20 protein-coding genes and 2 pseudogenes are annotated in these 25,986 nt (G+C 65.1%); 4 read left to right on the top strand and 18 right to left on the bottom strand.

Annotation, left to right across the window (positions count from 1 at the left end; all coding sequences use genetic code 11):
- Positions 1-30 precede the first annotated feature (30 nt).
- The 3 genes from nth to valS are packed head-to-tail and all read left to right on the top strand — an operon-like array spanning position 31 to position 4,972.
- On the top strand, positions 31-654 hold the full coding sequence (gene nth, locus BIGA_RS04115) for an endonuclease III (protein ID WP_051917087.1): 624 nt from the start codon (positions 31-33) through the stop codon (positions 652-654).
- Between the two features lie 37 nt (positions 655-691).
- Positions 692-2,224 (top strand): ABC transporter substrate-binding protein, encoded by a 1,533-nt coding sequence (locus BIGA_RS04110; protein ID WP_033507183.1) that lies wholly within the window; start codon positions 692-694, stop codon positions 2,222-2,224.
- A 21-nt stretch (positions 2,225-2,245) separates the two neighbouring features.
- Positions 2,246-4,972, top strand: a complete 2,727-nt coding sequence (gene valS / locus BIGA_RS04105; RefSeq protein WP_033507181.1) for a valine--tRNA ligase — start codon at positions 2,246-2,248, stop codon at positions 4,970-4,972.
- A gap of 224 nt (positions 4,973-5,196) precedes the next feature.
- Here valS and BIGA_RS04100 read toward each other — a convergent pair whose 3' ends face one another.
- The 16 genes and pseudogenes from BIGA_RS04100 to clpB all read right to left on the bottom strand — a co-directional run bounded on the left by BIGA_RS04100 (position 5,197) and on the right by clpB (position 23,001).
- Positions 5,197-5,559 carry a chorismate mutase gene (locus BIGA_RS04100; protein ID WP_033507180.1) on the bottom strand — a complete coding sequence of 121 codons (363 nt, stop codon included), beginning with the start codon at positions 5,557-5,559 and terminating at the stop codon, positions 5,197-5,199.
- Between the two features lie 299 nt (positions 5,560-5,858).
- The gene (gene rho, locus BIGA_RS04095) at positions 5,859-7,724 is read right to left on the bottom strand and encodes a transcription termination factor Rho (RefSeq protein ID WP_033507179.1); all 1,866 of its coding nucleotides are present in this window, start codon (positions 7,722-7,724) and stop codon (positions 5,859-5,861) included.
- 171 nt (positions 7,725-7,895) lie between these two features.
- Positions 7,896-9,491: an NAD(P)/FAD-dependent oxidoreductase gene (locus tag BIGA_RS04090; protein WP_033507178.1), complete on the bottom strand. Its 1,596-nt coding sequence runs from the start codon at positions 9,489-9,491 to the stop codon at positions 7,896-7,898.
- A gap of 246 nt (positions 9,492-9,737) precedes the next feature.
- A complete protein-coding gene (locus tag BIGA_RS04085; protein ID WP_033507176.1) occupies positions 9,738-10,049 on the bottom strand; it encodes a DUF2469 domain-containing protein in 312 nt (103 codons plus the stop codon).
- Positions 10,049-11,134: a GNAT family N-acetyltransferase gene (locus BIGA_RS04080; RefSeq protein ID WP_033507174.1), complete on the bottom strand. Its 1,086-nt coding sequence runs from the start codon at positions 11,132-11,134 to the stop codon at positions 10,049-10,051. The genes BIGA_RS04085 and BIGA_RS04080 overlap by 1 nt, the downstream gene beginning before the upstream one ends.
- A gap of 84 nt (positions 11,135-11,218) precedes the next feature.
- Entirely contained in the window at positions 11,219-12,718 is a 1,500-nt protein-coding gene (gatB, locus tag BIGA_RS04075) for an Asp-tRNA(Asn)/Glu-tRNA(Gln) amidotransferase subunit GatB (protein WP_033507172.1), read from the bottom strand.
- Positions 12,719-12,740: 22 nt separating this feature from the next.
- On the bottom strand, positions 12,741-14,276 hold the full coding sequence (gene gatA, locus BIGA_RS04070; protein WP_033507170.1) for an Asp-tRNA(Asn)/Glu-tRNA(Gln) amidotransferase subunit GatA: 1,536 nt from the start codon (positions 14,274-14,276) through the stop codon (positions 12,741-12,743).
- Between the two features lies 1 nt (position 14,277).
- A complete protein-coding gene (gene gatC / locus BIGA_RS04065; protein WP_033507168.1) occupies positions 14,278-14,574 on the bottom strand; it encodes an Asp-tRNA(Asn)/Glu-tRNA(Gln) amidotransferase subunit GatC in 297 nt (98 codons plus the stop codon).
- Positions 14,575-14,618: 44 nt separating this feature from the next.
- Positions 14,619-15,716, bottom strand: coding sequence for an ABC transporter permease (locus BIGA_RS04060; protein ID WP_051917071.1), 1,098 nt, complete (start codon positions 15,714-15,716; stop codon positions 14,619-14,621).
- The gene (locus tag BIGA_RS04055; RefSeq protein ID WP_033507166.1) at positions 15,713-16,699 is read right to left on the bottom strand and encodes an ATP-binding cassette domain-containing protein; all 987 of its coding nucleotides are present in this window, start codon (positions 16,697-16,699) and stop codon (positions 15,713-15,715) included. Before BIGA_RS04055 ends, BIGA_RS04060 begins: the two co-directional genes overlap by 4 nt.
- A complete protein-coding gene (locus BIGA_RS09475) occupies positions 16,696-17,106 on the bottom strand; it encodes a hypothetical protein (protein WP_152596014.1) in 411 nt (136 codons plus the stop codon). Before BIGA_RS09475 ends, BIGA_RS04055 begins: the two co-directional genes overlap by 4 nt.
- A 162-nt stretch (positions 17,107-17,268) precedes the next feature.
- Positions 17,269-17,523, bottom strand: a pseudogene (locus tag BIGA_RS10115) (TrmH family RNA methyltransferase); the annotation flags it as partial.
- A 101-nt stretch (positions 17,524-17,624) separates the two neighbouring features.
- Positions 17,625-18,102, bottom strand: a pseudogene (locus tag BIGA_RS10110) (TrmH family RNA methyltransferase); the annotation flags it as partial.
- 4 nt (positions 18,103-18,106) lie between these two features.
- Positions 18,107-18,676: a type I phosphoribosyltransferase gene (locus BIGA_RS04040; RefSeq protein ID WP_394295741.1), complete on the bottom strand. Its 570-nt coding sequence runs from the start codon at positions 18,674-18,676 to the stop codon at positions 18,107-18,109.
- 98 nt (positions 18,677-18,774) lie between these two features.
- Positions 18,775-20,115: a DNA recombination protein RmuC gene (gene rmuC / locus BIGA_RS04035; RefSeq protein WP_033507159.1), complete on the bottom strand. Its 1,341-nt coding sequence runs from the start codon at positions 20,113-20,115 to the stop codon at positions 18,775-18,777.
- A gap of 234 nt (positions 20,116-20,349) precedes the next feature.
- Positions 20,350-23,001, bottom strand: a complete 2,652-nt coding sequence (clpB, locus tag BIGA_RS04030; RefSeq protein ID WP_033507157.1) for an ATP-dependent chaperone ClpB — start codon at positions 22,999-23,001, stop codon at positions 20,350-20,352.
- Positions 23,002-23,089: 88 nt separating this feature from the next.
- Here clpB and BIGA_RS10050 point away from each other — a divergent pair, with 88 nt between their 5' ends.
- On the top strand, positions 23,090-24,082 hold the full coding sequence (locus tag BIGA_RS10050; RefSeq protein ID WP_337588868.1) for a DUF3800 domain-containing protein: 993 nt from the start codon (positions 23,090-23,092) through the stop codon (positions 24,080-24,082).
- A gap of 63 nt (positions 24,083-24,145) precedes the next feature.
- On the opposite strand, the gene BIGA_RS04020 is transcribed toward BIGA_RS10050, so the two are convergent.
- Both BIGA_RS04020 and BIGA_RS04015 read right to left on the bottom strand, forming a co-directional pair.
- Positions 24,146-24,961 (bottom strand): fumarylacetoacetate hydrolase family protein, encoded by an 816-nt coding sequence (locus BIGA_RS04020; protein WP_033507153.1) that lies wholly within the window; start codon positions 24,959-24,961, stop codon positions 24,146-24,148.
- Between the two features lie 28 nt (positions 24,962-24,989).
- Positions 24,990-25,823 carry a YggS family pyridoxal phosphate-dependent enzyme gene (locus BIGA_RS04015; RefSeq protein ID WP_033507151.1) on the bottom strand — a complete coding sequence of 278 codons (834 nt, stop codon included), beginning with the start codon at positions 25,821-25,823 and terminating at the stop codon, positions 24,990-24,992.
- Positions 25,824-25,986: the final 163 nt, after the last annotated feature.

Here is a 25,986-nt window from a genome sequence, read left to right as displayed (position 1 = left end):
CGCGAATCCAAACGCGCCCGGTTGCGGCGCATGCATGACGAATACGCGATTCTCTGCCGTGTCATTCCCGAGCCGGCGTGCGCGCTCGATTTCGACTCCCCGTTCCAGCTGCTGGTGGCCACCGTGCTGAGCGCCCAGACCACCGACAAGCGCGTGAACACGGTCACCCCCGCGCTGTTCGCCGCCTATCCCACGCCCGCGGCGCTGGCGGCGGCCGACCCGCAGCGTGTGGAGGACATCATCCGCCCCATCGGCTTCTACCATACCAAGACGCGCAACATCATCGCCCTGTCCGCCCAGATTGAATCCCGGTTCGCCGGCCGGGTGCCCGACACCATGGAGGAACTGGTCACCCTGCCCGGCGTGGGCCGCAAAACCGCCAACGTGGTGCTCGGCAACGCGTTCGACGTGCCCGGCTTCCCCGTGGATACGCATGTGATCCGCGTGACGGGCCGGCTGCGCTGGCGCGACGACTGGAACGACCCCACCCCCGACCCGGTGCGCATCGAACGGGAGATCACCGCCTGCTTCCCGCCCGAGGAGTGGACGGACCTGTCGCACCGGCTGATCCTGCACGGGCGCGCCACCTGCCACGCGCGCAAGCCCGACTGCGGGGCGTGCCCCCTGAACGACACCTGTCCTTCCGCTCATTGACAGCCGTTATTCAGACGCAGTGGCTACACTCGATACCATGCGTACTCAGAGGAACGATGCATGGAAACGTTGGGCCGTGTTCGTGGCGGTCGCCGCCGCGCTGTGCATGCTGCTGTGGGCGGGCTGGACGCTCCTGAAGGACAGCCACGTCATCGACCACGTCAGCTCGATCCAGTCCGACACGGCCGTCACCATCGGCGTTCCGGACGCACCGTCCTCGATCGACATCCGCACCGACGACAACCCCGCCATCGAGCAGGCGCTGCTCGGCAACGTGTACGAAACGCTCGTCTCCCGCGGCCAGGACAACTCCCTGACCGCCGGTCTGGCCAAGCAATGGGACGTCTCCGAGGATGGCCTCAGCTACACCTTCACGCTGCAATCCGGGCTGCGGTTCTCCAACGGCCATGCGCTCGACTCCTCCGACGTGGTCTGGTCCCTCCAGCAGGCCGTGCAGCAGCAGTACGTCGGCTCCGAGGCGCTCGACCATCTCGCCGAGGTCGCCAATCCGGACAAGGACACCGTCACCATCACGCTGTCCTCCCCCGACCCGACGCTGCCCCGGACCCTGGCCGGACGCGCCGGCATCGTCTACGATGAGGACGCCTCCATCGATTACGCGCGCCAGGCCTTGGGCTCCGGGCCGTTCACCGTCTCCGAGTTCCGCCAGAGCGTGTCCATCGCGCTGCGCGGCAACGACTCCTACTGGGGGCAGGCCCCGGCCTCCTCGCAGATCACCCTCCGGTATTTCGCCGACGAATCCTCCATGGTGGAGGCGCTGCGGAACGGCGAGATCGACATGGCACTGCCGCTGAGCGCGGCCACGGCCCAATCGCTGAGCGAGGACCCCACGCTGATGGTCGCCACCGGGGAGAGCCTGAACAAGACCACGCTGGTGTTCAACAACGACGCCGATTCCATCCTTTCCGATTCGCAGATGCGGCAGGCCATACGGTATCTGGTCGACACCGCCGTCATCACCCAGTCGCAGGCCGACGCCTCGCAGGAGCTGGGCGGCCCGATCGGCCCGCTCGACCCGGGGTACGAGGACCTGACCGGCCTGTTCCCGCACGACACGGACCAGGGTGCCGCCCTGGCCTCGTATTTCGGCACTTCGTACTACGGCGGGGGGCTCCGGTTCGTCGTCCAGCAGGAGTACGCGACGCTGGCCACCACCATCGCCTCGCAGATCGAGCAGGGGGGTGTGCCGGTCAACGTGGAGGCGCTGGCCGAGAACGACTACCAGGTGCGCATCGACTCGCGCCAGTTCGACCTGACGCTGCGGACCGAGGACGGGGACGATTCCGCGGCGCAGTACGCCGACCCGCAATCGCTCTCGCAGTACACCGATTCGCAGGCGCAGGACCAGTACAAGGCGGCCATGGCGGCCCCCAACGATGAGGAGTACCAGGACGGCCTGCGCGCCTTCGCCCGTACGGTCAGCCAGGATGCGGCCAGCGATTGGTTGTACTCCTGCCGGACGTTCGTGGCGGCCCAGCCCCGGTTGAGCGGCTACACCACGAATATGGTGGACCGGTGGCTGCCATTGTCCGATATCGCGCTGTCGTAACGGATTTCTAGACTGTCGTGTATGACAGAGAGCCACAACACCATCATCAATGCGCATCTGACGCCGCTGCCCGACCGGGTGGGCGTCGACGGACTTGAGGACAAGTGGCGCGGCGTCTGGGACGGCAACGACACGTACAAGTTCCAGGGCACCCGCGACCGCAAGGCCGTCTATTCGATCGACACCCCGCCGCCCACCGTCTCCGGTTCGCTGCATGTGGGGCATGTGTTCTCCTACACGCACACCGACGTGATCGCCCGGTTCAAGCGCATGCGCGGCTACGACGTGTTCTATCCGATGGGTTGGGACGACAACGGCCTGCCCACCGAGCGCCGTGTGCAGAACTACTACGGCGTGCGCGTGGACACCTCGCTGAAGTACGATCCGGACTTCAAGCCGCCGTTCGAGGGCACCGACGGCAAGAAGATCGACGCCAAGGACCAGGTGCCGATCAGCCGCCAGAACTTCATCGAGCTGTGCGAGAAACTCACCGCGCAGGACGAGAAGCTGTTCGAGGCGCTGTGGCGCAAGCTGGGCCTGTCGATCGACTGGTCGCAGACCTACCACACCATCGGCGAGCATCCGCGGCGCGTGGCGCAGAAGGCGTTCCTGCGCAACCTGAAGCGCGGCGAGGCCTACCAGAAGGAGGCGCCGGGCCTGTGGGACGTGACGTTCCAGACCGCCGTGGCCCAAGCCGAGCTCGAGTCGCGCGAGTACCCGGGCTTCTACCATAAGGTGGCGTTCCGTTTCGAGGACGGCACCCCGATCTACATCGAGACCACCCGCCCCGAGCTGCTGGCAGCCTGCACCTCGCTGATCGCCAACCCGGAGGACGAGCGCTACCAGCCGTATTTCGGCCAGACCGTGTATTCACCGCTGTTCAAGGTCAAGGTGCCGATCCTGGCGCACAAGGCCGCCGAGATGGACAAGGGCGCCGGCATCGCCATGTGCTGTACGTTCGGCGACGTGACCGACGTGGAGTGGTGGCGCGACCTGAACCTGCCGCTGCGGTCGATCATCCAGCGCAACGGCCGCATCATCATGGACACCCCGGACTGGATCGAGGACGAGGCCGGACGCGAGCTGTTCCAGCAGATCGCCGGCAAGACCACGTTCTCCGCACGCAAGGCGATCGTGGACGCGCTGCGCGAGTCCGGCGACCTGGACGGCGAGCCGACGCCGACCAAACGTATGACGAACTTCTACGAGAAGGGCGACAAGCCGCTGGAGATCGTGACCTCCCGCCAGTGGTATCTGAAGAACGGCGGCACCGACCAGCAGCTGAACGCCGAGCTGATCGAGCGCGGCCGTGAGCTCAACTTCCACCCGGATTTCATGCGCGTGCGCTATGAGAACTGGGTCAATGGCCTCAACGGCGACTGGCTGATCTCCCGCCAGCGCTTCTTCGGCGTGCCGTTCCCGCTGTGGTACCCGGTCAAGGCCGACGGCACCGCGGATTACGAGCATCCGATCACGCCGAGCGAGGACGTGCTCCCGATCGACCCGACCACCGACGTGCCGGAGGGCTACGACGAGTCGCAGCGCGACGTGCCGGGCGGGTTCACGGCCGAGCCGGACATCATGGACACCTGGGCCACCTCGTCGCTGACCCCGCAGATCGTGACCCGCTGGGAGGAGCCAGGCGAGGAGAATCAGGCGATCTTCAACGCCACGTTCCCGATGGATCTGCGCCCGCAGGGCCAGGACATCATCCGCACCTGGTTGTTCTCCACCGTGGACCGCGCGCATCTGGAGAACAAGTGCCTGCCGTGGGCGCACGCCGCGCTCTCGGGCTGGATCCTGGACCCGGATCACAAGAAGATGTCGAAGTCCAAGGGCAACGTGGTGGTGCCGAACGAGCCGATCGACAAGTACGGCGCCGACGCGGTGCGCTACTGGGCCGCCGCCGCCCGCCTGGGCCTGGACGCCACCTATGACGAGGGCCAGATGAAGATCGGCCGCCGCCTGGCCATCAAGCTGCTCAACGCCACCAAGTTCGCGCTGGCCATCGGCCGCGAGGACGAGAACCATCATGTGGGCGCCGCCGCCACCGCCGCGTGGAATCCGGCCGACGTGACCGAGCCGCTGGACCGTGCCGCCATGGCCGCCATGGCCCGCGTGGTGCGCGAGGCCACCGAGTCGCTGGAGGCGTACGAGCATTCCAAGGCGCTGGAGGCCATCGAGACCTTCTTCTGGCAGTTCTGCGACGACTACATCGAGCTGGTGAAGAACCGCGCCTACGGCACCGCCGATTCGACCGGCGTGACGCCGAGCGAGGCCGCCGTGCTCTCCGCGCGCACCACGCTGGGCCTGGGACTGGATGCGTTCGCGCGTCTGCTGGCCCCGTACCTGCCGTACGCCACCGAAGAGGTGTTCAGCTGGATGCATGAGGGCGAGGGCTCCGTGCACCGCGCCGCCTGGCCGGATGCGGCCGTGTACGAGGCGGCCGCCGGTTCGGTGTCCGCCGACGTGCTCGACTGGGCCGGCAAGGCCCTGGCCGAGCTGCGTGGCTTGAAGTCGCAGGCCAAGGTCTCGATGAAGACCCCGATCCTCTCCGCCACGCTGGCCGCGCCGACCGACGCCGTGGAGGCGATCATCAGCACGCTCAGCGACATCGCCGAGGCCGGCCGTGTGACCGGTCCGCTGACCGTGGTGGAGGCCGCCGCGGGCGAGGGCGAGGCGGATGCGACCGTTGCGGTGACCGCCAGCGAGCTGGGCGAGCCGCCGGCCAAGAAGCCGAAGGCCTGATCCAAGGCTCTATTTCCGCTCGGGGGGCGTCCGATGGATATCGGACGCCCCCTGTGTTATTTCGGCATTCCTTCCCCAACACGCCCGGCCTGTGCGGACTCTGATCCATCGTGACTCTGATCCAAGTTACAAAACGGCGGAATATCAAGGTTCTGAACTTGTGTCACGGTCACAAAGTATCAGAGTCCGCAGAAGTCGGGCGTGTCGGACCGATACGAGACGTGCTACGACTGGGCGGCGATGCGTTCGTGGCGGGTCTTGGATTCGCTCACCACGAAGGTGTGGTAGGACTCGGCGATGTCCGGGTCCAATCCGGCCTGCTCCGCGAGCGTGCGCAAGCGTGCGATCTGGCGGTGTTCCCGTTCGTTGTCGGCGGGGGCGAACCCGGCCCGGGCCTTCCATTGGCCTATCCGAGCCGTGTATTTGAACCGTTCGGCCAGCAGCATGACGATGGCCGTGTCCACGTTGTCGATCGACCCACGCAGCCGCTCGATGGCCTGCACGGCCTCGGCCGTCTCGGGATGTTCCCGCGTCTCGGCGGCATCGATTGTGGAATTGCGCCAATCACTCTGTTCGTTATCGCTCATACCCGTCAGCCTAGCGCATCACACAGGCACTCACCATCCACGGATTCCGTTATGTGATGGTACGTAATGCGAATCGACCCTCCGGAGAGGCTCCGTACCGTACCACACCCCTCCGCCGGATTAAGGATTGGCTGTATTCCGCCGTTCCTGTTCATGCCACATCCATGTGGTACGGTACGGAACCCCACATGCGGGATGAGACCCGTTACGTACCACGTCGTGGTGGTACGCGGTTATGAAAAACCGCCGCGGCTCGTTGCGTACCACGGCGGTTGATGCGTTCGGCGTCCGGCTGCAGTTCAGTTGCCGTTGACGGCGCTGGAGTTGCTCTGCTGGACGATCGCGGCCAGGAAGTCGCGGTTGGTCGGCGTCTTCTTAAGCCTCGGCACGAGCGTCTGATAGGCCTGCTCCGGTTCCAGACCGCCCAGCAGGCGGCGCAGACGGTAGATGACCGGTAGCTCGTCGGGCGGGGTGATGAGCTCCTCGCGGCGGGTGCCGGACGAGTTCACGTCGATGGCCGGGAACAGGCGCTTGTCAGCCAGTTCGCGGCTGAGCTTGAGCTCCATGTTGCCGGTGCCCTTGAACTCCTCGAAGATCACCTCGTCCATCTTCGAGCCGGTCTCCACCAGCGCGGACGAGATGATGGTCAGCGAGCCGCCGTTCTCGATGTTGCGGGCCGCGCCGAAGAACTTCTTCGGCGGGTACAGCGCCTGCGCGTCCACACCGCCGGACAGGATGCGGCCGGAGGCCGGGGCCGCGATGTTGTAGGCGCGGGCCAGACGGGTCATGGAGTCCAGCAGCACCACCACGTCCTGGCCGAGCTCGACCAGGCGCTTGGCGCGCTCGATCGCCAGTTCGGCCACGGTCGTGTGGTCGGAGGCCGGACGGTCGAAGGTGGAGGAGATGACCTCGCCCTGCACCGTGCGCTCCATGTCGGTGACCTCTTCGGGGCGCTCGTCCACCAGCACCACCATCAGATGCACCTCGGGGTTGTTGGTGGTGATCGCGTTGGCGATGTTCTGCAGCGTGATGGTCTTGCCGGCCTTCGGCGGGGAGACGATCAGGCCGCGCTGGCCCTTGCCGATCGGGGCCACGATGTCGATCAGACGACCGGTGAGCTTATTCGGCGTGGTCTCCTGCTTCAGCCGCTCCTGCGGATACAGCGGGGTGAGCTTGGCGAACTGCGGACGGTTGGCCGCCTCCTCCACGCTCATGCCGTTGATCGAGTCGATCGCCTGCAGCGGCACGAACTTCTGACGCTGGTTGCGGCGGTCACCCTCACGAGGCGGGCGAATCGTGCCGTGCACGGCGTCGCCCTTGCGCAGGCCGTACTTCTTGACCTGCCCCATCGACACGTACACGTCGTTCGGTCCCGGCAGATAGCCGGAGGTGCGCACGAACGCGTAGGAGTCCAATACGTCCACAATGCCCGCGACCGGCACCAGCTCCTCCTGCGGACGCTGCTGTTCCTCGCGATCCTCGGTGTTCTCGCGGTCACGGCCGCGCATGCGGCGCTGGCGGCGATCATTGCCCGCGGCGTTGCTGTTCCGGTCGCCGCGGTTGCGGTTGCGGCGGGAGAACTCATGGTCCGCGCCCTCGTCCTCATGCTTCTGGTCGGGCAGAGCGGCGAGGATGTCGTCCAGCTCGTGATCCGGTTCGGACACACGCTGACGGTCGGCGGGGGCATGCTTCTGGTCGCGCTCGCCGCGGCGGCGACGGCGCATCGGCTGCCCGGAGTCATCGACCTCATCCTGGTGACGGTGCTCGCGGGATTCCGGCTTGGCGCCCAGATCCAGCTCGTCGAGCAGGGTGGAGGCGAATTCGTCGGTGGACTGACGCTCATGGGCGGCGCGACGCGGCCTGCGTTCGGCCTGCTCCGCCGGCTCCGCGGCGGGGGCGGCGGGATGCTCGGGTGCCGCGGCCGCCTGGGGCGCGGCGGGCTCGGCCGCCGGGGTTTGCTCGGCCGTGCGCGTACGGCGAGGCTCAGTATTCTTCGGCGCGCGGACCGTTACACCTTCCGGGGCCTCTCCCCCGTTACGCGCGGCCTGCAGGGTGGCGAGCAATTCCGGCTTACGCATCGTCGACGTGCCACGAAGACCCATCTGCTTGGCGAGCTCCTTGAGCTCGGGCAGCTTCATCTCTTCAAGATTTTGGCTATTGGCCACTGTTGGTACCTTTCCTTGGCCGCAACCGCCATACGACATAACCGGCTGCGGCTGGTGACAGGATTGCGGAAAACCCGCGATGGAACGTCCGGCATGGCAAGCATCGCTAACGGACGTTGTTCACCATACTACGCCATGCCGACCAACCGCAAAACCCGCCCAACAGCCCGGTTACTTGCTTTCGTGGTAGGACTGCTCGGTATTGACGCTCCACACGTTCTTCTTGGACGTCTTGCCGGTTTTGATGTTGCCGACCGCCTCCATGGCCGTGGCCATCGAATGGTCCATGTTGTTGTACCGGTGCTGGCCGTTGCGGCCCACGCAGTACAGGTTGCCGAACGAATCCAGGTACTCCACCAGCTCGTCCATGCGGCTGTAGGTGTCGAAGTACGCCGGATACGCCTTCTTCACGCGTTCGCGGTGCGAGTCGATGACATCCTGCGGACCGTTGATCACGCGCATGCGGGTGAGTTCCTGGATGGCGAAATCCCGGGCTTCCTCGTCGCTCATCGACCAGAACGAATCGCCCTCCTCGCAGAAGTACTCCAGGCCGATCCACACCGTGTCGTCCACATCCTTGACCAGGTAGGGGCTCCAATTGTTGAAGATCTGCAAACGGCCTACCTTGTAGCCCGGATCCTGCACGTAGATCCAGCAGTCCGGCACGATCGGCGGATTGCCCAGCGTGGGGATGTCGGTGGTGTTGCGCAGCTTCAGGTGCTTGACCAGCAGTCCCACGGTCACGAAGTCGCGGTACGGCAGGCCGTTGGCGATCTCGCTCATATCGGCGGGCACCTGCGCGGCGCCCTCACCCGCGCCCAAGGCGTTGACCAGGTCCTTCACCGGCATGGAGGAGATGAACTGGTCGGCCTTCAGCTCGGTGCGGTTGCCCTCGCAATCCTCGTACACCACGGATTCGATGCGGCCGCCCTCCTGGCGCACCTGGACCACGTTCGCGTCGGTGATCACACGCACGCCGGCGCGCTCGCAGTTGCGCTCCACGGTCTCCCACAGCTGGCCGGGCCCGTACTTGGGGTACCAGAACTCCTCGATCAGGCTGGTCTCCACCTTGGAGGAGTCCTGCTTCTTCGGCAGCAGTTTGAGGAACGCGTTCTTCAGCACCTCGGTGATGCTCAGGCCCTTGACGCGCTGCGCGCCCCAGTCGGCCGAGATCTGCGAGGGGTGCCGCCCCCACAGCTTCTCGGTGTAGCCCTCGAAGAACATCGAGTACAGCTTGCGCCCGAAACGGTTGATGTAGAAGTTCTCCAGATTGTCCTCGGGCAGCTTGTGCACCATCGACTTCAGGTACGAGAACCCGGCCTCCAGCGTCAGCTTGGGGCCCATGGCCTTGAGCGTGTTCGGGCTCAGGCTGATCGGGTAGTCGAAGAAATGCCGGTTCCAGTAGATGCGGGACACGCGGTGCCGCTTGAGCATCACCTCGTCGCAGGTCTCCGGGTCCGGCCCGCCCGGTTCCAGGTCGTGATGGCGGCCGAGCTTCCTGTCGTCGTAGCTGGGCGCACCCTGCAGCGGCAGGGTGTCGCGCCACCACTGCATGATGCGGTCGTCCTTCGAGAAGAACCGGTGGCCGCCGATGTCCATCCGGTTGCCGTTGTGCTTCACCGTGCGCGAGATGCCGCCGAACTCGCGGGTCGCCTCCAGCACGGTCACGTCGTACGCGTCCGCGCCGCCGTCCTTCATCAATTCCCATGCGGCGGTCAGACCGGCGGGGCCGCCGCCGATGATCACCACGGTTTGCTTCTGCGTCACGTTCCGTTCTCCTTGCATTACGGTAAATCACGCATAGTTTACCCGAAAAGGCGGTACCCCGCATGGGGTATCGCCAAATCCTCACGATTGCGGCAAGGATTGGCATCCATTCGTCCCGCGGATGTGCCTCCACGGGAATACAGGAAACGGGCCGATCCGTCTGTTGGAATCGACCCGTCGGATACGTTCCGTTCGTCACCGCTCATCGACCCGAACCCGATGCCGGACGACCGGTTCCGTGTGACATCAGATGCCGTCGGGGATGTCGATGTCGGATTTCTGGACCTCCTCCACGTTCACATCCTTGAACGTCACGATACGCACGCTCTTGGCGAACCGGGAGGACCGGTACACGTCCCACACCCATGCGTCGGTCAGCTGCACGTCGAAGTACACGTCCTGCCCGGCCGAACGCACGTTGAAATCCACCTTGTTCGCCAGGTAGAAGCGCCGTTCCGTCTCCACCACGTAGGTGAACAGTTTGATGACGTCGCGGTATTCCTTGTACAGGGCGAGTTCGGCGTCGGTTTCGTAGTTGTCGAGATCCTCGGCGCTCATCACTTACCTTCCATATCGCGTTTGCGGCCACGCCCCAGGTTGCGCCACCAGGCGGTCTTCGACGATTTGCGTTCGGACGAGCCGTACGGCCAGCTGCTTTCCTCGCCGTCGGACGATTCGCGCACGTCGCCGGACTCCGGCTCGCGGAAGCGTTGGACGGCGCGGGGTTCGGACTGTTCCGGCGGGACGTGCTCCTGCCGCTGCGATTCGCCCGGTTCCTCGCCCGGCTGCGGCATCGGGGCCTTGGCCTCCTCCGGGATGACCGGCCGCGTCTGCTGTTCCTCGGCGTTGCGCTTGCGGATGGACACCGAGTGCTCGCGCATGCTCAGCGCCTCCTTGACGCCGGGGTTATCCTCCAGCACATGCATGCCGAAGGCGTCGAGGGAGGCGATCGGATCGTATTCGTCGGCCAGGGTGTCCATGACGATCAGGTCCTGGTACTTGTTGTTCTCCGCGTCCCACAGCGCGTCGCGCGAGGTGCCCGAGGGCACGAAGCCGAGCGACTGGTACACGGAAATCGACCGCGTGTTCTTCTCCGGCACGCCGACCCAGATGCGGTGCATGCCCAGTCCGGCCGGTTCCGGGGCGAACCCGAAGGTCATGACGCGAGGCATCGCGTCACGCGAATAGCCGCGGCCGCGGTAGTCCTTGCCGAGCACGATCTGGATGCGCGCGGAACGCGCCCAGCCGTCGATGTCGATCAGGAAGATCATGCCGATGACGTTGCCGGTTTCGGCCGCGTCGATTGTGCCGTCGTCGTCATGGTCCGCGTCGGTCAGGATCGACCAGGCAATCGTGCGGCGCGATTCGGGATCGTCCACACCGGTTTCGCTGCGACCCTCCGACCAGGCCACCGAGCGGCGGACCCAGGCGTGGACCACGGCGCGTTCGGCCTGCATGTCCTTGCCGGTGATGCGGGAGGCGCCGCAGTAGGCGCCCAGTTCGTCCATACGCGGCAGATCCTCCACGGCCGCCGGGCGTAGATGCACCATCTCGCCCCTGATCGGGGGGATGACGATCCGCGCCGGAAGTTCGCGGGAGACCGCGTCGGCATCAGTCAACGGAGGTTCGGCGTTCTGTTCCATGACATACACCCCTTGGTCATTCGCTTTCACTCTACCTCTCGACGGTATTGTACCCATCTCAAGATTCGCTGAAAGCATTGTGCACTAGGCGTGAAGCCTCTCCATCACGATCTTGTTGACCGCCTTGGCGTCGGCCTGGCCCCTGGTGGCCTTCATGACCGCGCCGATGATGGCGCCCATCGGCTTCATGTTGCCGGCCTTGAGCTTCTCGACCACATCCGGGTTGGCGGCCATGGCCTCCTCTACGGCGGCCACGAGCGCGCCGTCGTCGGAGACGACCTGGTAACCGTGCTTGGCCACGACCTCGGCGGGGGTGCCCTCGCCGGCGAGCACGCCGGAGACGGTCTGCTTGGCCAGCTTGTCGTTGAGCTTGCCGTCGGCGATGAGCTTCTCGACCTCGGCCACGTCGGCCGGGGTCACCGGCAGCTCCTCCAGCGACACGCCCTTGGCGTTCGCCTCGCGGGACAGCTCGCCCAGCCACCACTTCTTGGCGCCGGCGGCACTTGCGCCGGAGGCCACGGTGGCCTCGATCAGGTCGAGGGCGTCGGCGTTGACCACGTCGCGCATCTCCAGGTCGGAGAAGCCCCACTCGCCCTGCAGGCGGTTGCGGCGTTCGCGCGGCATCTCCGGCATCTGCGCGGCCAGACGCTCGATGTGCTCCTTGGTGATGTGCAGCATCACCAGATCCGGATCCGGGAAGTAGCGGTAGTCGTCCGCGTCGGACTTGACGCGCCCGCCGGCGGTGGTCTGCGAGGCCTCGTCCCAGTGGCGGGTCTCCTGCAGCACCTCGCCGCCGTCGTTCAGGATGGCGGCCTGGCGGCGGATCTCGTACTGGATGGTCTTCTCGATGCCGCGGAACGAGTTCACGTTCTTGGTTTCGGAACGGGTGCCGAACGGGTCGGTCGGGTTGCGGCGCAGCGACACGTTCACGTCGGCGCGCATGTTGCCCTGCTCCATGCGGGCGTGCGAGATGTTCAGCGCACGCACGATGTCGCGCAGCGTGCGCATGTAGGCGCCGGCGATTTCCGGGCCGCGGTCGCCCACGCCCTCGATCGGCTTGGTGACGATCTCGATCAGCGGCACGCCGGCGCGGTTGTAGTCGACCAGCGAATGGTCCGCGCCCTCGATGCGGCCGTCGGCGCCGCCGACGTGCGTGTTCTTGCCGGCGTCGTCCTCGATGTGGGCGCGTTCGATCGGCACGCGGAAGATTGTGCCGTCATCCAGTTCCACGTCCAGGTAGCCGTTGCCGTTGGTCGGCTTGTCGTACTGGGAGATCTGGTAGTTGCGCGGCATGTCCGGGTAGAAGTAGTTCTTGCGGGAGAACTGGCTCCATTCGGCGATCTCGCAGTGCAGGGCCAGGCCCAGCTTGATCGCGTAGTCCACGGCCGCCTCGTTGAGCACCGGCAGGGAGCCGGGCAGACCGAGGGAGACCGGGGTCAGCTGCGTGTTCGGATCGCCGCCGAACTCCACATGCGCCGGGCAGAACAGCTTGGTGTTCGTGCTCAGCTCGACATGCGTCTCCAGGCCGATGACCGGGTCGAACTGCTTGACGGCATCGGCGTACTTCATCAGTTTTTCAGCCATAGTGTCTTGCTCCTCCGATGCTTCACTTGTTCAGGCCGTCGAGCCACGGGGTCTTCAGGGACTGCCAGATCGGGCCGCCCCACTGTTCGTTGAGCGCGGCCTCCAGGGCGGCGGCCGGCTTGTACATGACCTCGTCGCGCTGCTGCGGGGCGATGAACTGGATGCCGGCGGGCAGACCGTCGTCGGACAGGCCGGACGGGATGCTCATGGCCGGGGTGCCGGCCAGGTTCGCCGGGATCGTGGCGATGTCGTTCATGTACATGGCCAGCGGGTCGTCCATCTTCTCGCCGAACTTGAACGCGGTGGAGGGGCTGGTCGGGGAGATCAGCACGTCGGCCTGCTCGAACGCCTTGTTGAAGTCCTGGATAATCAGCGTGCGCACCTTCTGCGCGGAGCCGTACCAGGCGTCGTAGTAGCCGGCGGACAGCGCGTAGGTGCCCAGGATGATGCGGCGCTTGACCTCGTCGCCGAAGCCGGCCTCACGAGTGTAGGCCATCATGTTGGCGGCGGTCTGCGGCACGTCGGCCGGCGGCATGACGCGCAGGCCGTAGCGCATGCCGTCGTAGCGGGCCAGGTTGGAGCTGACCTCGGAGGGCATGATGATGTAGTACGCGCCCAGCGAATACGGGAAGTGCGGGCAGGAGACCTCCACGATCTCGGCGCCCATCTCCTCCAGCAGCTTGACGGACTCGTTGAAGCGGGCCTGCACGCCCGGCTGGAAGCCTTCGCCGCCCAGTTCCTTGACCAGGCCGATGCGCATGCCCTTCAGGTCGCGCTTCATGCCTTCGCGGGCGGCGGCGGCCATCGGGCGCACCGGGGCCGGGATCGAGGTGGAATCGCGGCGGTCATGGCCGCCGATGATCTCCTGCAGCAACGCGGAATCCAGCACCGTGCGGCTCACCGGGCCGATCTGGTCCAGCGAGCTCGCCATCGCGATCGCGCCGAAACGGCTCACGCCACCGTAGGTCGGCTTGACGCCGACCGTACCGGTCAGCGCACCCGGCTGGCGAATCGAGCCGCCGGTGTCAGTGCCCAGGGCCAGCGGGGCCTCGAAGGCGGCCACCGCGGAGGCCGAGCCGCCGCCGGAGCCACCCGGCACACGGTCGGTGTCCCACGGGTTGTGGGTCGGGCCGAACGCGGAATGCTCGGTGGAGGAGCCCTGCGCGAACTCGTCCAGGTTCGTCTTGCCCAGCAGCGGCATGCCCGCGGCCTTGAGCTTCTCGATGACGGTGGCGTCATACGGCGGCACCCAGCCTTCGAGGATCTTCGAGGCGGCCGTGGTCACGATGCCCTTAGTCACGATCATGTCCTTGATCGCGATCGGCACGCCGGCCAGCTCGGGCAGGCCCTCGGTCTGCCCCTTGGCGGTCTTCTCGTCGAAGGCGTCGGCCTGGGCGCGCGCCTCGTCGGCGGACACCTGCAGGAACGCCTGGATGCTCGGTTCGGCGGCTTCGATCACCTTCAGGTGGGCCTCGACCAGCTCACGGCTGGACACCTCGCCGGACTTGATCTTCGCGGCCATCTGCGCCGCGGACAGCTTCACCAGCTCGTCGGTCATCTCACTCCTCCCCCAGAATGCGCGGCGCCACGAACATGCCGCTCTCGGACACCGGAGCGCCGGAGACGGCCTCCTCCTGCGTCAGCGGAGCCTCGGCCACGTCCGGGCGCAGATACGCCTCAAGCGGCACCGGGTTGGCGGTCGGCGGCACGTCGTCTCCGGCGACCTCCTGCACCTTGTTGATGGCGTCGGCGATGACGTTGAGCTCGCCCTGCAGGCGGGCGATCTCCTCATCGGTCAGCGCGATTCGGGCCAGATCGCCCAAATGCATGATCTCTTCACGTGTGAATGTTGGCATGGCCTCAACTATATGAGCGCGGCGTGACACGTGGGTTACCGGTCTCACTTGACATCGGAGCGGCGGACCACGATCGCGCCGATCGCATACGCCACAACCACCCACGCCAGCAGAATCAGTCCGCTCTGCCACCAGGTCGGCTCGAACAGGCCGCTTGTTTCGGGGGTCGCGGCAACCGTCGTCTCCGCAATGGCATCCGCCGAGCCGACGTCGATGCTCACGTTCGTCGAAGACGACGACACCACCACATCGACGCCCGCCGTCAGAACATTCGACGCGGCCTGATCGGGCAGGCAACGCGCCACCGACTGCAGCCACGCAAACCGGTCGCCGGCCAGAGAGGCCATCGACAGCGCGGACGGGGCAATGATCAGCAGACCGACCAGCGCGAACACGCCGCCCATCGTCGACCGGCAGACGCCGCCCAGGCCCACGCCCAACACCGCCATGGCGGTCAGCAGCAGCGCGCCGCCCAGGATACTCACCCACGGCAGCGCATGCTCGCCGTCGGCCAACGGAGTCATGCCGACCGGGGACAGCAGCGCATAGGCCGCGGCCCATGCCAGCAGCAGGCCGACCAAGGACGATACGAACGCGAGCGCCGCCGTCACCAGCGTCTTGGCGTTCAGGAACATCACGCGGCGCGGGTTCGCCGTCAGCGAGGATTGAATCGTGGATGATGAATACTCCACCGTCACCGCCATCACCCCCAGGATGCCGGTCACCAGCAGGCAGGTCGGCACGAACGCGGAGGCCGACCCCCACATATACGATTCGGCCACCGGCTGCGGATCGTCCGTCGTGGTTCCGGTCGCCGGGTCGAGGGACATCAGGAACGCCATCGCCCACGCCATCAGCGCGGAACCGACGGGCAGCAGCAGGGCGTTGATGATCAGCAGCACGTACGTGGACTTCAGGCTCAACGCCTTGCAGATCTCGGCGCGCAGCGCGTTCAGGAACGTCAGGCGCGGCGCGGCGAACGTGGCGTGCGTGCCGTACCCGCCGGCGCGGCCGCCGTCTCCAGTATTCGGTGCGGGGACGTTCCAGGTCTGCTGCGGCTGGCGGCGGGTGCGGGTGTTGCCGGCGGAACGGGCGGAACGGGCGTTACGGTTGGCGTGCGCGGCGTGGGCTCCCCTGCTCATTGCTGCACCTCCTTGGATTGCGCGGGCTGCGCTGATTGCGTGGCGCCGGACATCGAACGGCCCAGGTATTCGGCGCTGGTGTGGGTGAGCGTCATGTAGGCCTCTTCGAGCGAGGCGTGCTCCTGCACGAACAGGTAGGTGACCAGCTGCGCGGCGGCGAAGACACAGGCGGCGGCCCCCAGATCGGCGCCCGTGATGCGGAAGGCCGCGCCCTCCTGCGGGTCGCCGGTTTCGCGCGTGATCGGCGTGACCGTGACCTCGGGCGCGTGGGCGAAGATGGCCCGCAGCTTCTCCGGCTCGGGCGTGATGACGCGCAGCGAACGCGTGGAGTGTTCGGCCACGAAGTCGGCCACAGTGGTGGTCTCCAGGATGCGGCCTTGGCCGATGATGACCAAGTTGTCGGCGGTGAGGGCCACCTCGCTCATCAGATGCGAGCTCAACAGTACGGCGCGGCCCTGCGCGGCGTAGTAGCGGCACAGGTCGCGCACCCATTTGACGCCTTCGGGATCCAGACCGTTGATCGGCTCGTCGAGGACCAGGTTGTGCGGGTCGCCCAGCAGGGCGGCTGCGATGGACAGGCGCTGGCTCATGCCCAGGGAGAACGCGCCAGCCTTACGGGTTTTGACGGCGGCGATGCCGGTCAGGTCCATGACCTCGTCCACACGGCGCTTCGGGATGCCGTTGGTGAGGGCGATGCTCAGCAGGTGGGCGTAGGCGCTACGGCCCTTGTGCGCGGATTTGGCGTCCAACACCGCCCCGACGGTCCGCAGCGGGGCGCGATGCTCGGCGAACGGCCGGCCATCGATGAGGGCGCGACCGGAGTCCGGGGCGATCAGGCCGAGCGCGGCACGCATGGTGGTGGACTTGCCGGCGCCATTCGGCCCGAGAAAACCGGTGACTTTGCCATCCTCGGCGGTGAAGCTGACGTGGTCCAGCACCGGTTTGGCACCGAACCGTTTGGAGAGCCCCTCAATCTCGATCATGCCTCCGAGCCTACACCACCAGCGGTATGTCGGCCGCAGGTAGGGGGCACTGGCGCCATCTGATGCACAAAGTCAACACGCTTGATCCTGCCATCGATATTGAATTCCACCTGGAGTTCGGGAACCATGAAGCCCGCTTCTATGATGACGGCCCGACATTCGGATTCACCACCGTTTTCACTCCGGGCATCCGCATAATCATAATGCAGTGCCCTTATTCGATCAGGAGGAACCAGCTCGTCCCATTGATTCGCAGTCATATATGTATTGCAATACGTGCGTTTCAGTTCGCCGTCTCTGGCCAGATTGAGCATCGCACGCCGCTGCGAATGGGTCGAGCCATAGAAGCAACGTTTTTCCTTGGCTGCCTGATCAATGATTGTTTGGATCCCCGCGCTGATTCTCATGCATCGAACCCTAGCGAATAATGCGATGACAGACACGGGAATCCCGACTATGTGTACGCAGGGAACGGTTTCGGGCGTGTTGTGGATAACTCATGCCCAATGAAGACCTTTTGGTGCACCAGCAAGACCGTGCTGCGGCAAAAGGACCAGATACGACCGGCCCTACATGGCGCGCTGGGCGATCCAACAGTGCATGGCCACGGCGGCCGCGGCACCGGCGTTGATGGAGCGCACGGAGCCGAACTGAGAGATGTACACCACATCGTCGGCCATCGACACGGCCTTTTCAGACAGTCCCGGCCCCTCGGCGCCGAACAGCATCAGGCAGCGTTCGGGGAAGCGGTAGGTCTCGATCGGCACCGCGCCCGGAATGATGTCGAGCGCGATAATCCGCGCCTCACGCAGCACACGCAGTCGCTCGCGCACTTCAACCCGTTGCATAGCCAGATCGGGGATGCACTCATGCCCAAAGTCCGGATGGGACGGGTCAAGGGTCAGCTGTGCGAGTTGGACCTCGCAATCGGCTATCTCGGCGGCGATGCCGGCGCGCCAGCCGGTGATCAGTTCGTCGATCGACGGATGGTATTCGACGTGCTGGTACAGCTCGGTCATCAACGCGCCCTTGCGATTCCACTTGTGCGGGCCGACGATATGCACACGCCGCGCGGCGAATGCGTTGGCGGTACGCACCATCGAGCCGATGTTGAAATCGTGCGTCCAATTCTCCACCGCCACCTCGAACCCGTGGCGGCCCCGCGCATCCAGGTCGGCCTTGATGGCGTCGACAGTCCAGTAGCGGTACCGGTCGAGCACGTTGCGCCGGTCGCCTTCGTCCAGTAGCTCGCCATCATACCGGGCGTCGTAGTTGGGCGACTGGGGGTCGTCCGGACGCGGCTCGCCCGGATGGACCTGCGCCCATGGCCCCACGCCGATCTCACGGAAGGTGGGTTCGCCGGAGGCCTTGGCGGCCAAGGAGATGGGATTCGGCTCGTGCATGAAATCACGCCTTGAGATCGGATTCGTGGAAGATCTCGATGAACGGCAGGGCGTGCGATTCACCGTTGACCGGATTGACGACGGTGATGGTCGGTTCGGTCATGTCAACGCCGCCGATCAGGGAGGCGATGGCGACGACCTGCGCGTTCTGCGCCTCGACGACGCCGAAGTCCAGGCTCAGTTCGTTGCCGTTACGCAGGGTGACCAGAGACGAGGTCTGCACATACGATTTCTCGGACAGCCAGGAATCCAGAAGGATGACGCGCTTATTCGCAATGCTCGGCCCCTTGACGGACGGGTAGACGAAGTCCATCACGAAACCGTCCAGGTCCTCGCCGCGGGAGGCGGCCGCCTGCACCATCGCACCAACCAGCGGCACGGCGGCTGCGGTCAGGGCGCCGACGGCATCGAAATCATCGATCGAATACCCCTGCTCCTCCAAGGTGTCGAGCAGGAGATGACCCACCACTGCGGCCCCTCGATGATCGAAGGTCACGGAGAACAGCTCGCTGAAGGGTTTGTCTGCCATCTCGGCGCGCAGCAGCGTCTTCATCTGGTCGTACGGCGTCATCATGGCGAATGTCGCCTCGTCGATGGAGGTGGAGGCGGTGTTCATGGTCTCTTCGGTCATACGTCCAGCCTATCGCCGAGTGCCGCCAAACCGATTCCGGGCTATTGCGTGACCTCCGGGGCGGTGAGTTCACGGATGTTGGTCTTCTCCGCATCGAGCATTCCCACCTGTGCGATGATCTTGCTGCCATCGACCGCCTGCAGTTTGCGCGCGGTGACGAGCACACGCGATTCCAACGACGAAGCGAACTGGTTGTAGGCGCCCACGGTGCGGGTGATGGCCGTGCCGAGCTTGTTGGCATGGTCGCCCAAGGTCACGAAGCGACTATAGAGCTCACGCGACAGGTCGAACAGCTGCTTGGCGTCATCCGTCAGTCCCTGCTGCCGCCACGCATACGCCACGGACTTGAGCACCGCCCAGAGTGTGACCGGCGAGGTGAGCGCCACCTTGCGGGCGAAGGCATCGTCCATCAGCGTGGGATCCGCCTCCAGCGCCGCCTGGAGCAACGCCTCATTCGGAATGAACGCCACCACGAAGTCGGGCGCCGTATCGAACGCCTGCCAATATGCCTTATCCCCCAGCGTCTTCACATGGTCGCGCAACGCCTTGGCATGGGCCTTGAGCAGCTCGTTGCGGCGGGCCAAGTCCTCGGCGGAAGCGGTCTCCGGGATCTCACAGGCACGCTGGTAATCCGCATACGGCACCTTGGCGTCGATCGGAATCGATTTGCCGCCGGGCAGATGCACCACCATATCGGGGCGCTGGATGTGGCCGTCCGAATCGGTGACCACCACCTGCGTATCGAAATCCACATGCTCCAGCAGGCCGGCCGATTCCACGATATTGCGCAGCTGCGCCTCGCCCCACGCTCCACGCACCTTGTTGTTTCGCAACGCGGCCGACAGTGTGCTGGTCTCCTTATCCAACCGGGCCTGCTGCTCGCCCAGGCCGCGCAGCTGTTCGCTCAGCGCGCCCAACTCCTGCTTGCGCCCCTCCTCAATCTGGGCGACCTTCTGCTGCAGGGCATCCAGATTCTTCTGCACCGGGGCCAACGCCGACAGCACCTTGCCCTGTTCGTTCAAGGCCTGCGCCTGTTCGGACCGTCTGCGCTCGGCCTCCGCCGCGGCACGGTCCTTCTCATGCTGCATTCGGACCTGCTCGGCCTGCTGCGCCTGGGCCAACTGCGACTTGACGAACGACAGCTGCTGGTTCAGACCATCGGCCTGCGCACGGTACTCCGCCGACTGCGTGGACAGCGAAGCAATCTCATGCCGGGCCGATTCCAACTCCCCCTTCACCTGATCCAGCTCACTGGACTTGACGGCGCGAGCCTGCTCCTGACCTTTGGCGCGCCCCAGCACAAAGCCGGCGAACGCCCCCAGCGCCGCACCGACCACCACCATCGCCACCATAACCAGTGGCATCACCGCAGAATCGAACATATGTTCTATTGAAGCGGCAGGCGTGGACGAGGGAACGGGCGTGAGCGAAACACCGGGCACGATTCACCAATCGTCGTGCAAGCCGAGACAACAGCGACAACCAAAAGGCCCCGGCCGCAGTAAAGGGGCCGAGGCCAAAGCGGACAGATCCGGAACGAACCGAGGGCTACCGGCATGGACACCATGCGTATAGCCCCCGATTCGACGGATCGGAACGGACCGGGGACTACCGCATCAGTCCTCGGCAACGCCTTCCACGGTCACGCCGTCATCGACGAGTCGGTCGCTCGCCCAGGCGGAGAGCTCCAGATGCTCGCCGCCGGTGTGATCCACCAGCACCGTGTCGCCATCGTGCACGCGACCGCCCAGCAGCATGCGCGCCAGCTGGTCGCCGACCTCGCTCTGCACGAGGCGACGCAGCGGGCGGGCACCGTACGCCGGGTCGTAGCCGGTGTTGGCCAACCATTCGCGCGCCGAATCCGTCACGTCGAGCGTGATGCGGCGTTCGGTCAGCCGGGCCGCGACCTGCGCCACCTGGATGTCGACGATGCCGCCGAGTTCCTCGCGCGTCAGCGGGTGGAAGATCACCAGCTCGTCCAGACGGTTGACGAACTCCGGCTTGAACTGCATGTGCACGGCATCCATCACGGCCTTGCGCTTGGCGTCCTCGTCCAGATCGGGCTGGACCAGGAACTGCGAGCCCAGGTTCGAGGTCATGATCAGGATCGTGTTCCTGAAGTCCACGGTGCGGCCCTGACCATCGGTCAGACGACCGTCGTCGAGCACCTGCAGGAGCACGTCGAAGACCTCCGGGTTCGCCTTCTCCACCTCGTCGAACAGCACCACCGAATACGGGCGGCGACGCACGGCCTCGGTCAGCTGACCGCCCTCCTCATACCCGATGTAGCCCGGCGCCGCGCCGATCAGGCGGGACACGGAGGACTTCTCCATGTACTCGCTCATATCGATGCGCACCATGGCCTTCTCATCGTCGAACAGGAAGTCGGCGAGCGCCTTGGCGAGCTCGGTCTTGCCCACACCGGTGGGGCCGAGGAACAGGAACGAGCCGGTCGGGCGGTTCGGGTCGGCGATGCCGGCGCGCGAACGGCGCACCGCGTCGGACACGGCCTGGATGGCCTCCTTCTGGCCGATGACGCGCTTGCCGAGGTACTCCTCCATGTTCAGGAGCTTCTCGTTCTCGCCCTGCATGAGGCGGCCGACGGGGATGCCGGTCCAGTCGGAGACGATCTCCGCCACGGAATCGGCGTCCACATGGTCGGGCACCATCGGCTCGTCGGCGTTCTCGGCCGCGTCCGCCTCGTCGGCGGCGCGTTCGGCGGCGGCGAGCTCCTTCTGGATGGCGGGGATCTCACCGTACAGGATGCGGCTGGCCTTCTCCAGGTCGCCCTCACGGGCGGCCTTGTCGGCCTCCACGCGCTTGGCGTCGAGCTGGGCGCGCAGGTCGCCGACCTTGTTGTGGCCGGCCTTCTCCGCGTCCCAACGGGCGGTCAGGCCGCTCAGCTTCTCGCGCGTGTTGGCCAGTTCGGCCTGCAGCTTGCCCAGACGCTCCTTGGACGCGGGGTCCTCGGCCTTCTTCAGCTGCATCTCCTCCATCTCGAGACGCGTCACCTTGCGCTGCAGCTCGTCGATCTCCTCGGGCTGCGAGTCGAGCTCCATGCGCAGATGCGCGGCCGCCTCGTCGACCAGGTCGATGGCCTTGTCCGGCAGCTGGCGGCCGGAGATGTACCGGTTCGACAGCGTGGCGGCGGCGACCAGCGCGTCGTCGCCGATCGTGACCTTGTGGTGCGCCTCGTACCGCTGCTTCAGACCACGCAGGATGGCAATCGTGTCCTCGACGGACGGCTCGCCCACATACACCTGCTGGAAGCGGCGTTCCAGCGCCGGATCCTTCTCCACGTTCTCGCGGTATTCGTCGAGCGTGGTGGCGCCGATCAGGCGGAGTTCGCCGCGCGCCAGCATGGGCTTCAACATGTTGCCGGCGTCCATCGAACCCTCGGCCGCTCCCGCACCGACGATCGTATGGATCTCGTCGATGAACGTGATGATCTGGCCGTTCGCGTTCTTGATCTCGTTGAGCACGCTCTTGAGGCGCTCCTCGAATTCGCCGCGGTACTTGGAGCCGGCCACCATGGAGCCCAGGTCCAGGGAGATCAACTTCTTGTTCTGCAGGGTGCTCGGCACGTCGCCGGCCACGATGCGCTGCGCCAGGCCTTCCACGACGGCGGTTTTGCCGACGCCGGGCTCGCCGATCAGCACCGGGTTGTTTTTGGTGCGCCGGCTCAGGATCTGGATGACGCGGCGAATCTCCTGATCGCGGCCGATCACCGGGTCGAGTTTGCCGTCGCGCGCCTGCGCGGTCAGATCGGTGGAGTACTTCTCCAACGCCTTGTAGTTGCCTTCGGCGTCCGGGCTCGTGACCTTCGCACCGCCGCGCACGCCGGGCACGGCCTTGCGCAGCGCCTCGGGGGTGATGCCGTTGCGCTTGAGGATGTCGGCGCTCTGGTTCGGGGTGGCCGCGGCGATGCCGATGAGCAGGTGTTCGGTGGAGACGTATTCGTCGCCCATCGCCTGCATTTCCTTCTCGGCCTGCGCGAGCGCGGCGGTCAGCTGACGGCTGGCCTGCGGCTGCGCGGTGCTCGAACCGCTGGCGCTCGGCAACGCGACCAGCGCGTTGCGAATCTCAGCCCCGATGCGCTGGCGATCGCCGCCGGCGGCCTGGATCAGGCCGGGGACCACGCCGTTCTCCTGGCGGAGCAGCGCATCCATCAGATGCAGGGTCTCGACCTGCGCGTTGCCCGCGGCGGACGCGCTCTGAATCGCGTCGCCGATCGCCTCCTGGGCCATCGTCGTGAACTTCTGTTCCATATCATCCTCCATGCGTCGCGCCCCGCCGCGGCTTGCTGCCGGGCCGTCTTCGGGCGCGATTCCCGCTGTCTGATATGGTCAACCGACCATGCCCCTATTCTATTCCCAAAACTTGAGTGAAGTTGACTCAAGTTTCCACCATCCAGGCAATCCTTTACCACTCGGAAAGACACACGCTAAACCTCCCGACACCTCGTATCGAAGCATCACCTCCGCATACACCATGTCCATCCTTCAAGTTCCACAGTTTCGACACCCCGAGGAAGTAAAACTTCTGCGCTTGATATACTTAGCATGTCCTGTTTCTAGAACGGGGCTCCAAGACGCCGGGGGATATCCCCCGGCACTTCACTTTTCGGGGGAAAGGGCGAAGGGGATGCGGGAATGCAGTATCTTTCTTGACGAGAGTGGCGAGCAAGGCCGCGAATCCAAATACTATCTGCTCGCAATCGTCTTTCACGATCAGTCACGTCCCATCGGTGAGTTCATTCATCGATACGAGCAATCGTTGCATGCCCGGAATCTTCCAGACATACCGCTACACACCTCACCGCTTCTCAACGGACACGACGCATATGCCGTTCTCGAACCTCGGATACGTAAGCAGCTGCTTCTCGCATTCCTCTCAACGCTCCCGCGTCTTCCCATCACCTACACATGTCTCGTATATAGAAAAAGTGACTTCAACTCCCCAAACCAGCTACGCCTTCGCATGAAGCGTGACATCATGAATCTTCTCATTCGTAACCTCGCGTGGCTGCAGCGTTTCGACAGGATCAAAATCTACTATGACTCCGGGCAGGCCATTGTCAACAAAGCCATTCACGAAGCCGTGGAATTTGCAATCGCAAAAGAAGCCACATTCTACAGAAAAAGCTCGCCGAACGATTACCGACTTGCACAAACCGCTGATTTATTGTGCACGCTAGAGCTTACCGCTTTGAAATTCAACCTCCACGAAGCAACTAGCACCGATACAAAGTTCTTTGGAGACCGACGAACCTTTATGAAAAACTACTACAAAAAGGCCAGCAAATTAAAGCTGAATAACCAACCTGTGGTCGCACTACCTCGGCGTTGAAATTCTCTTGCAAGGAAAATCAAGCCCTCCGAATTAAAACCCCGAAGTAGTGCGAACTGAAGCTCAGCCCTGAACCACCACATTCCTCAGCGAGCCGATGCCCTCCACATGCACAACCGCCTCATCGCCCGGCTTCAATGAGCCTGAGGCGTGCGGGGTGCCGGTCAGGATCACGTCGCCGGGCAGCAACGTGGCATAGCTGGAGATGGCGGCGATCTGCTCGGGGATGCCGTGAATCAGGTTGGCCGTGGTGCCGCTGGCCTCGGGCACGTCCTCACCATTGAGGCTGAACGAAATCCGCGCATCCCGCCAGTTGAGCTCGGTCTGAATCCACGGGCCCAACGGGCAAGCCGTGTCGAACCCCTTGGCGCGCGTCCACATCGGATCGAGCTTCTGCAGGTCGCGCAGCGTCACGTCATTGGTGCAGGTGAACCCCAGCACATAGTCCATGGCCCGCTCCACCGGCACGTTCTTGGCGATCCGCCCAATCACCACCGCCACCTCCGGCTCATAGTTCATGTCATGCGAAGCGCCCGGCATGACAATCGGGTCATCCGGCCCGATGACCGAGGTGGACGGCTTCATGAAAATCATCATGTCCTCGGGAGCATGGGCGATCTCCGAATGCCCGGCCTCATGCATGAACTGCGCATGCGCCTCATAGTTCTTGGCCAGCCCGTAGATCTTCGAGGGGATGATCGGCGCCAGCAGCCGGATGCCGTCAGCATCCAGCGCATACCGCTCGCCGGTCGGGTTCACGCGCGAGCCGCCGAGCGGATACCCGTCGAGCGCCACCAGGTAATCCTTCTCCTCGGCCTCGTCATACTGCACAAAGGCATACTGCGGAACATCATCATGCGAAAAACGTGCGATTCTCATGCTTCACAGTCTAGGCCATGCGCCTGCCTCACTTGAACGCACGCTCGCCGAAGATGGCCGTGCCCACACGCACGATGGTCGATCCTTCCGCAATAGCCAGTTCCATATCCTGCGTCATGCCCATCGAAAGCTCAAGGCAATGCCCCGTTCCGGGGTCCCCGGAGGCCAGGATCTGCTCGCGCAACCGTCGCAGATGCGCGAATCCGGCCCGGATAACCCGCTCATCATCCACATGCGCGCCGATGGTCATAAGCCCCTGCAGCTCCACGCCGCCCATCGCGCCGATCCGCCGAGCGATATCGAGCGCGAGCGCCGGATCGCACCCGGATTTGGAGGCTTCGCCGGATTCGTTGACCTCAAGCAGCACGCCGACGGTGATTCCGGCGGCCACCGCCCGCCGTGCAATCTTCTCCGCGAGTTCGACGGAATCGACCGATTCGATGGTGTCCACAACCGGCAGGACCTTGTTGATCTTGTTCGATTGCAACTGTCCAATGAGATGGAACGGAATATGCCCGGCCACGGCCGACGCGCCGCCGTCAGCCGCGTCACCGCCGTCCGCGCCCAACGCATATCCGCGCTCCCGGCACAGCCGCCGCAAGCCCTCGACCTTGGCTACAACCTCCTGCGGCCGGTTCTCCCCTATCATCCGCACGCCGGCGTCGATTGCCGCCACGATCTCCCCGACGTCGCGGGTTTTGGTGGCCGCGAGCAGCCGCACGGATCCGGCTTCGCGCCCGGCGGCGCGTTCGGCCGACGCGATGCGGTCGAGCACCCGATGCACCCCGTCCGTAATCTGCCGCGTCCGCTCCGGGCCGATCGACTCGTTCGCCAGATCCTTGTGTTCCATATATGCAGCCATAGCCAGCTCCCCGCCGATTCGCGTTCTGCGTTCCGCCACGATTCCCAGTCCATCGTAGTCCGCCGGCGGACCAGGTCAATGGGACCAGGTCAACAGGACCACGTCAACACCCGTCGCCCCGTCGCCCGTTGTCCATTTGGAAGCGCATCACCCGAAACCCGAA

Source organism: Bifidobacterium pullorum subsp. gallinarum (assembly GCF_000741215.1).
Taxonomy (GTDB): Bacteria; Actinomycetota; Actinomycetes; order Actinomycetales; family Bifidobacteriaceae; genus Bifidobacterium; species Bifidobacterium pullorum_B.
Note: the sequence above shows the minus strand (reverse complement) of the source record. Positions and strands in the feature narration are given on the sequence as shown.

Bases quoted from the DNA above. Each gene is read 5' to 3' on its own strand.
- BIGA_RS04015 (WP_033507151.1), bottom strand. From the start codon at position 25,823: ATGGCTGCATATATGGAACACAAGGATCTGGCGAACGAGTCGATCGGC.
- BIGA_RS04055 (WP_033507166.1), bottom strand. From the start codon at position 16,699: ATGATCGAGATTGAGGGGCTCTCCAAACGGTTCGGTGCCAAACCGGTG.
- clpB (WP_033507157.1), bottom strand. From the start codon at position 23,001: ATGGAACAGAAGTTCACGACGATGGCCCAGGAGGCGATCGGCGACGCG.
- nth (WP_051917087.1), top strand. From the start codon at position 31: ATGCATGACGAATACGCGATTCTCTGCCGTGTCATTCCCGAGCCGGCG.
- BIGA_RS04100 (WP_033507180.1), bottom strand. From the start codon at position 5,559: ATGAGCGATAACGAACAGAGTGATTGGCGCAATTCCACAATCGATGCC.
- gatC (WP_033507168.1), bottom strand. From the start codon at position 14,574: ATGCCAACATTCACACGTGAAGAGATCATGCATTTGGGCGATCTGGCC.
- gatA (WP_033507170.1), bottom strand. From the start codon at position 14,276: ATGACCGACGAGCTGGTGAAGCTGTCCGCGGCGCAGATGGCCGCGAAG.
- BIGA_RS04110 (WP_033507183.1), top strand. From the start codon at position 692: ATGCGTACTCAGAGGAACGATGCATGGAAACGTTGGGCCGTGTTCGTG.
- BIGA_RS04085 (WP_033507176.1), bottom strand. From the start codon at position 10,049: ATGAGCGCCGAGGATCTCGACAACTACGAAACCGACGCCGAACTCGCC.
- gatB (WP_033507172.1), bottom strand. From the start codon at position 12,718: ATGGCTGAAAAACTGATGAAGTACGCCGATGCCGTCAAGCAGTTCGAC.
- valS (WP_033507181.1), top strand. From the start codon at position 2,246: ATGACAGAGAGCCACAACACCATCATCAATGCGCATCTGACGCCGCTG.
- BIGA_RS04020 (WP_033507153.1), bottom strand. From the start codon at position 24,961: ATGAGAATCGCACGTTTTTCGCATGATGATGTTCCGCAGTATGCCTTT.
- BIGA_RS09475 (WP_152596014.1), bottom strand. From the start codon at position 17,106: ATGAGAATCAGCGCGGGGATCCAAACAATCATTGATCAGGCAGCCAAG.
- BIGA_RS04080 (WP_033507174.1), bottom strand. From the start codon at position 11,134: ATGGAACAGAACGCCGAACCTCCGTTGACTGATGCCGACGCGGTCTCC.
- BIGA_RS10050 (WP_337588868.1), top strand. From the start codon at position 23,090: ATGCCCCTATTCTATTCCCAAAACTTGAGTGAAGTTGACTCAAGTTTC.
- BIGA_RS04040 (WP_394295741.1), bottom strand. From the start codon at position 18,676: ATGATGACGCCGTACGACCAGATGAAGACGCTGCTGCGCGCCGAGATG.
- rmuC (WP_033507159.1), bottom strand. From the start codon at position 20,115: ATGTTCGATTCTGCGGTGATGCCACTGGTTATGGTGGCGATGGTGGTG.
- BIGA_RS04060 (WP_051917071.1), bottom strand. From the start codon at position 15,716: ATGAGCAGGGGAGCCCACGCCGCGCACGCCAACCGTAACGCCCGTTCC.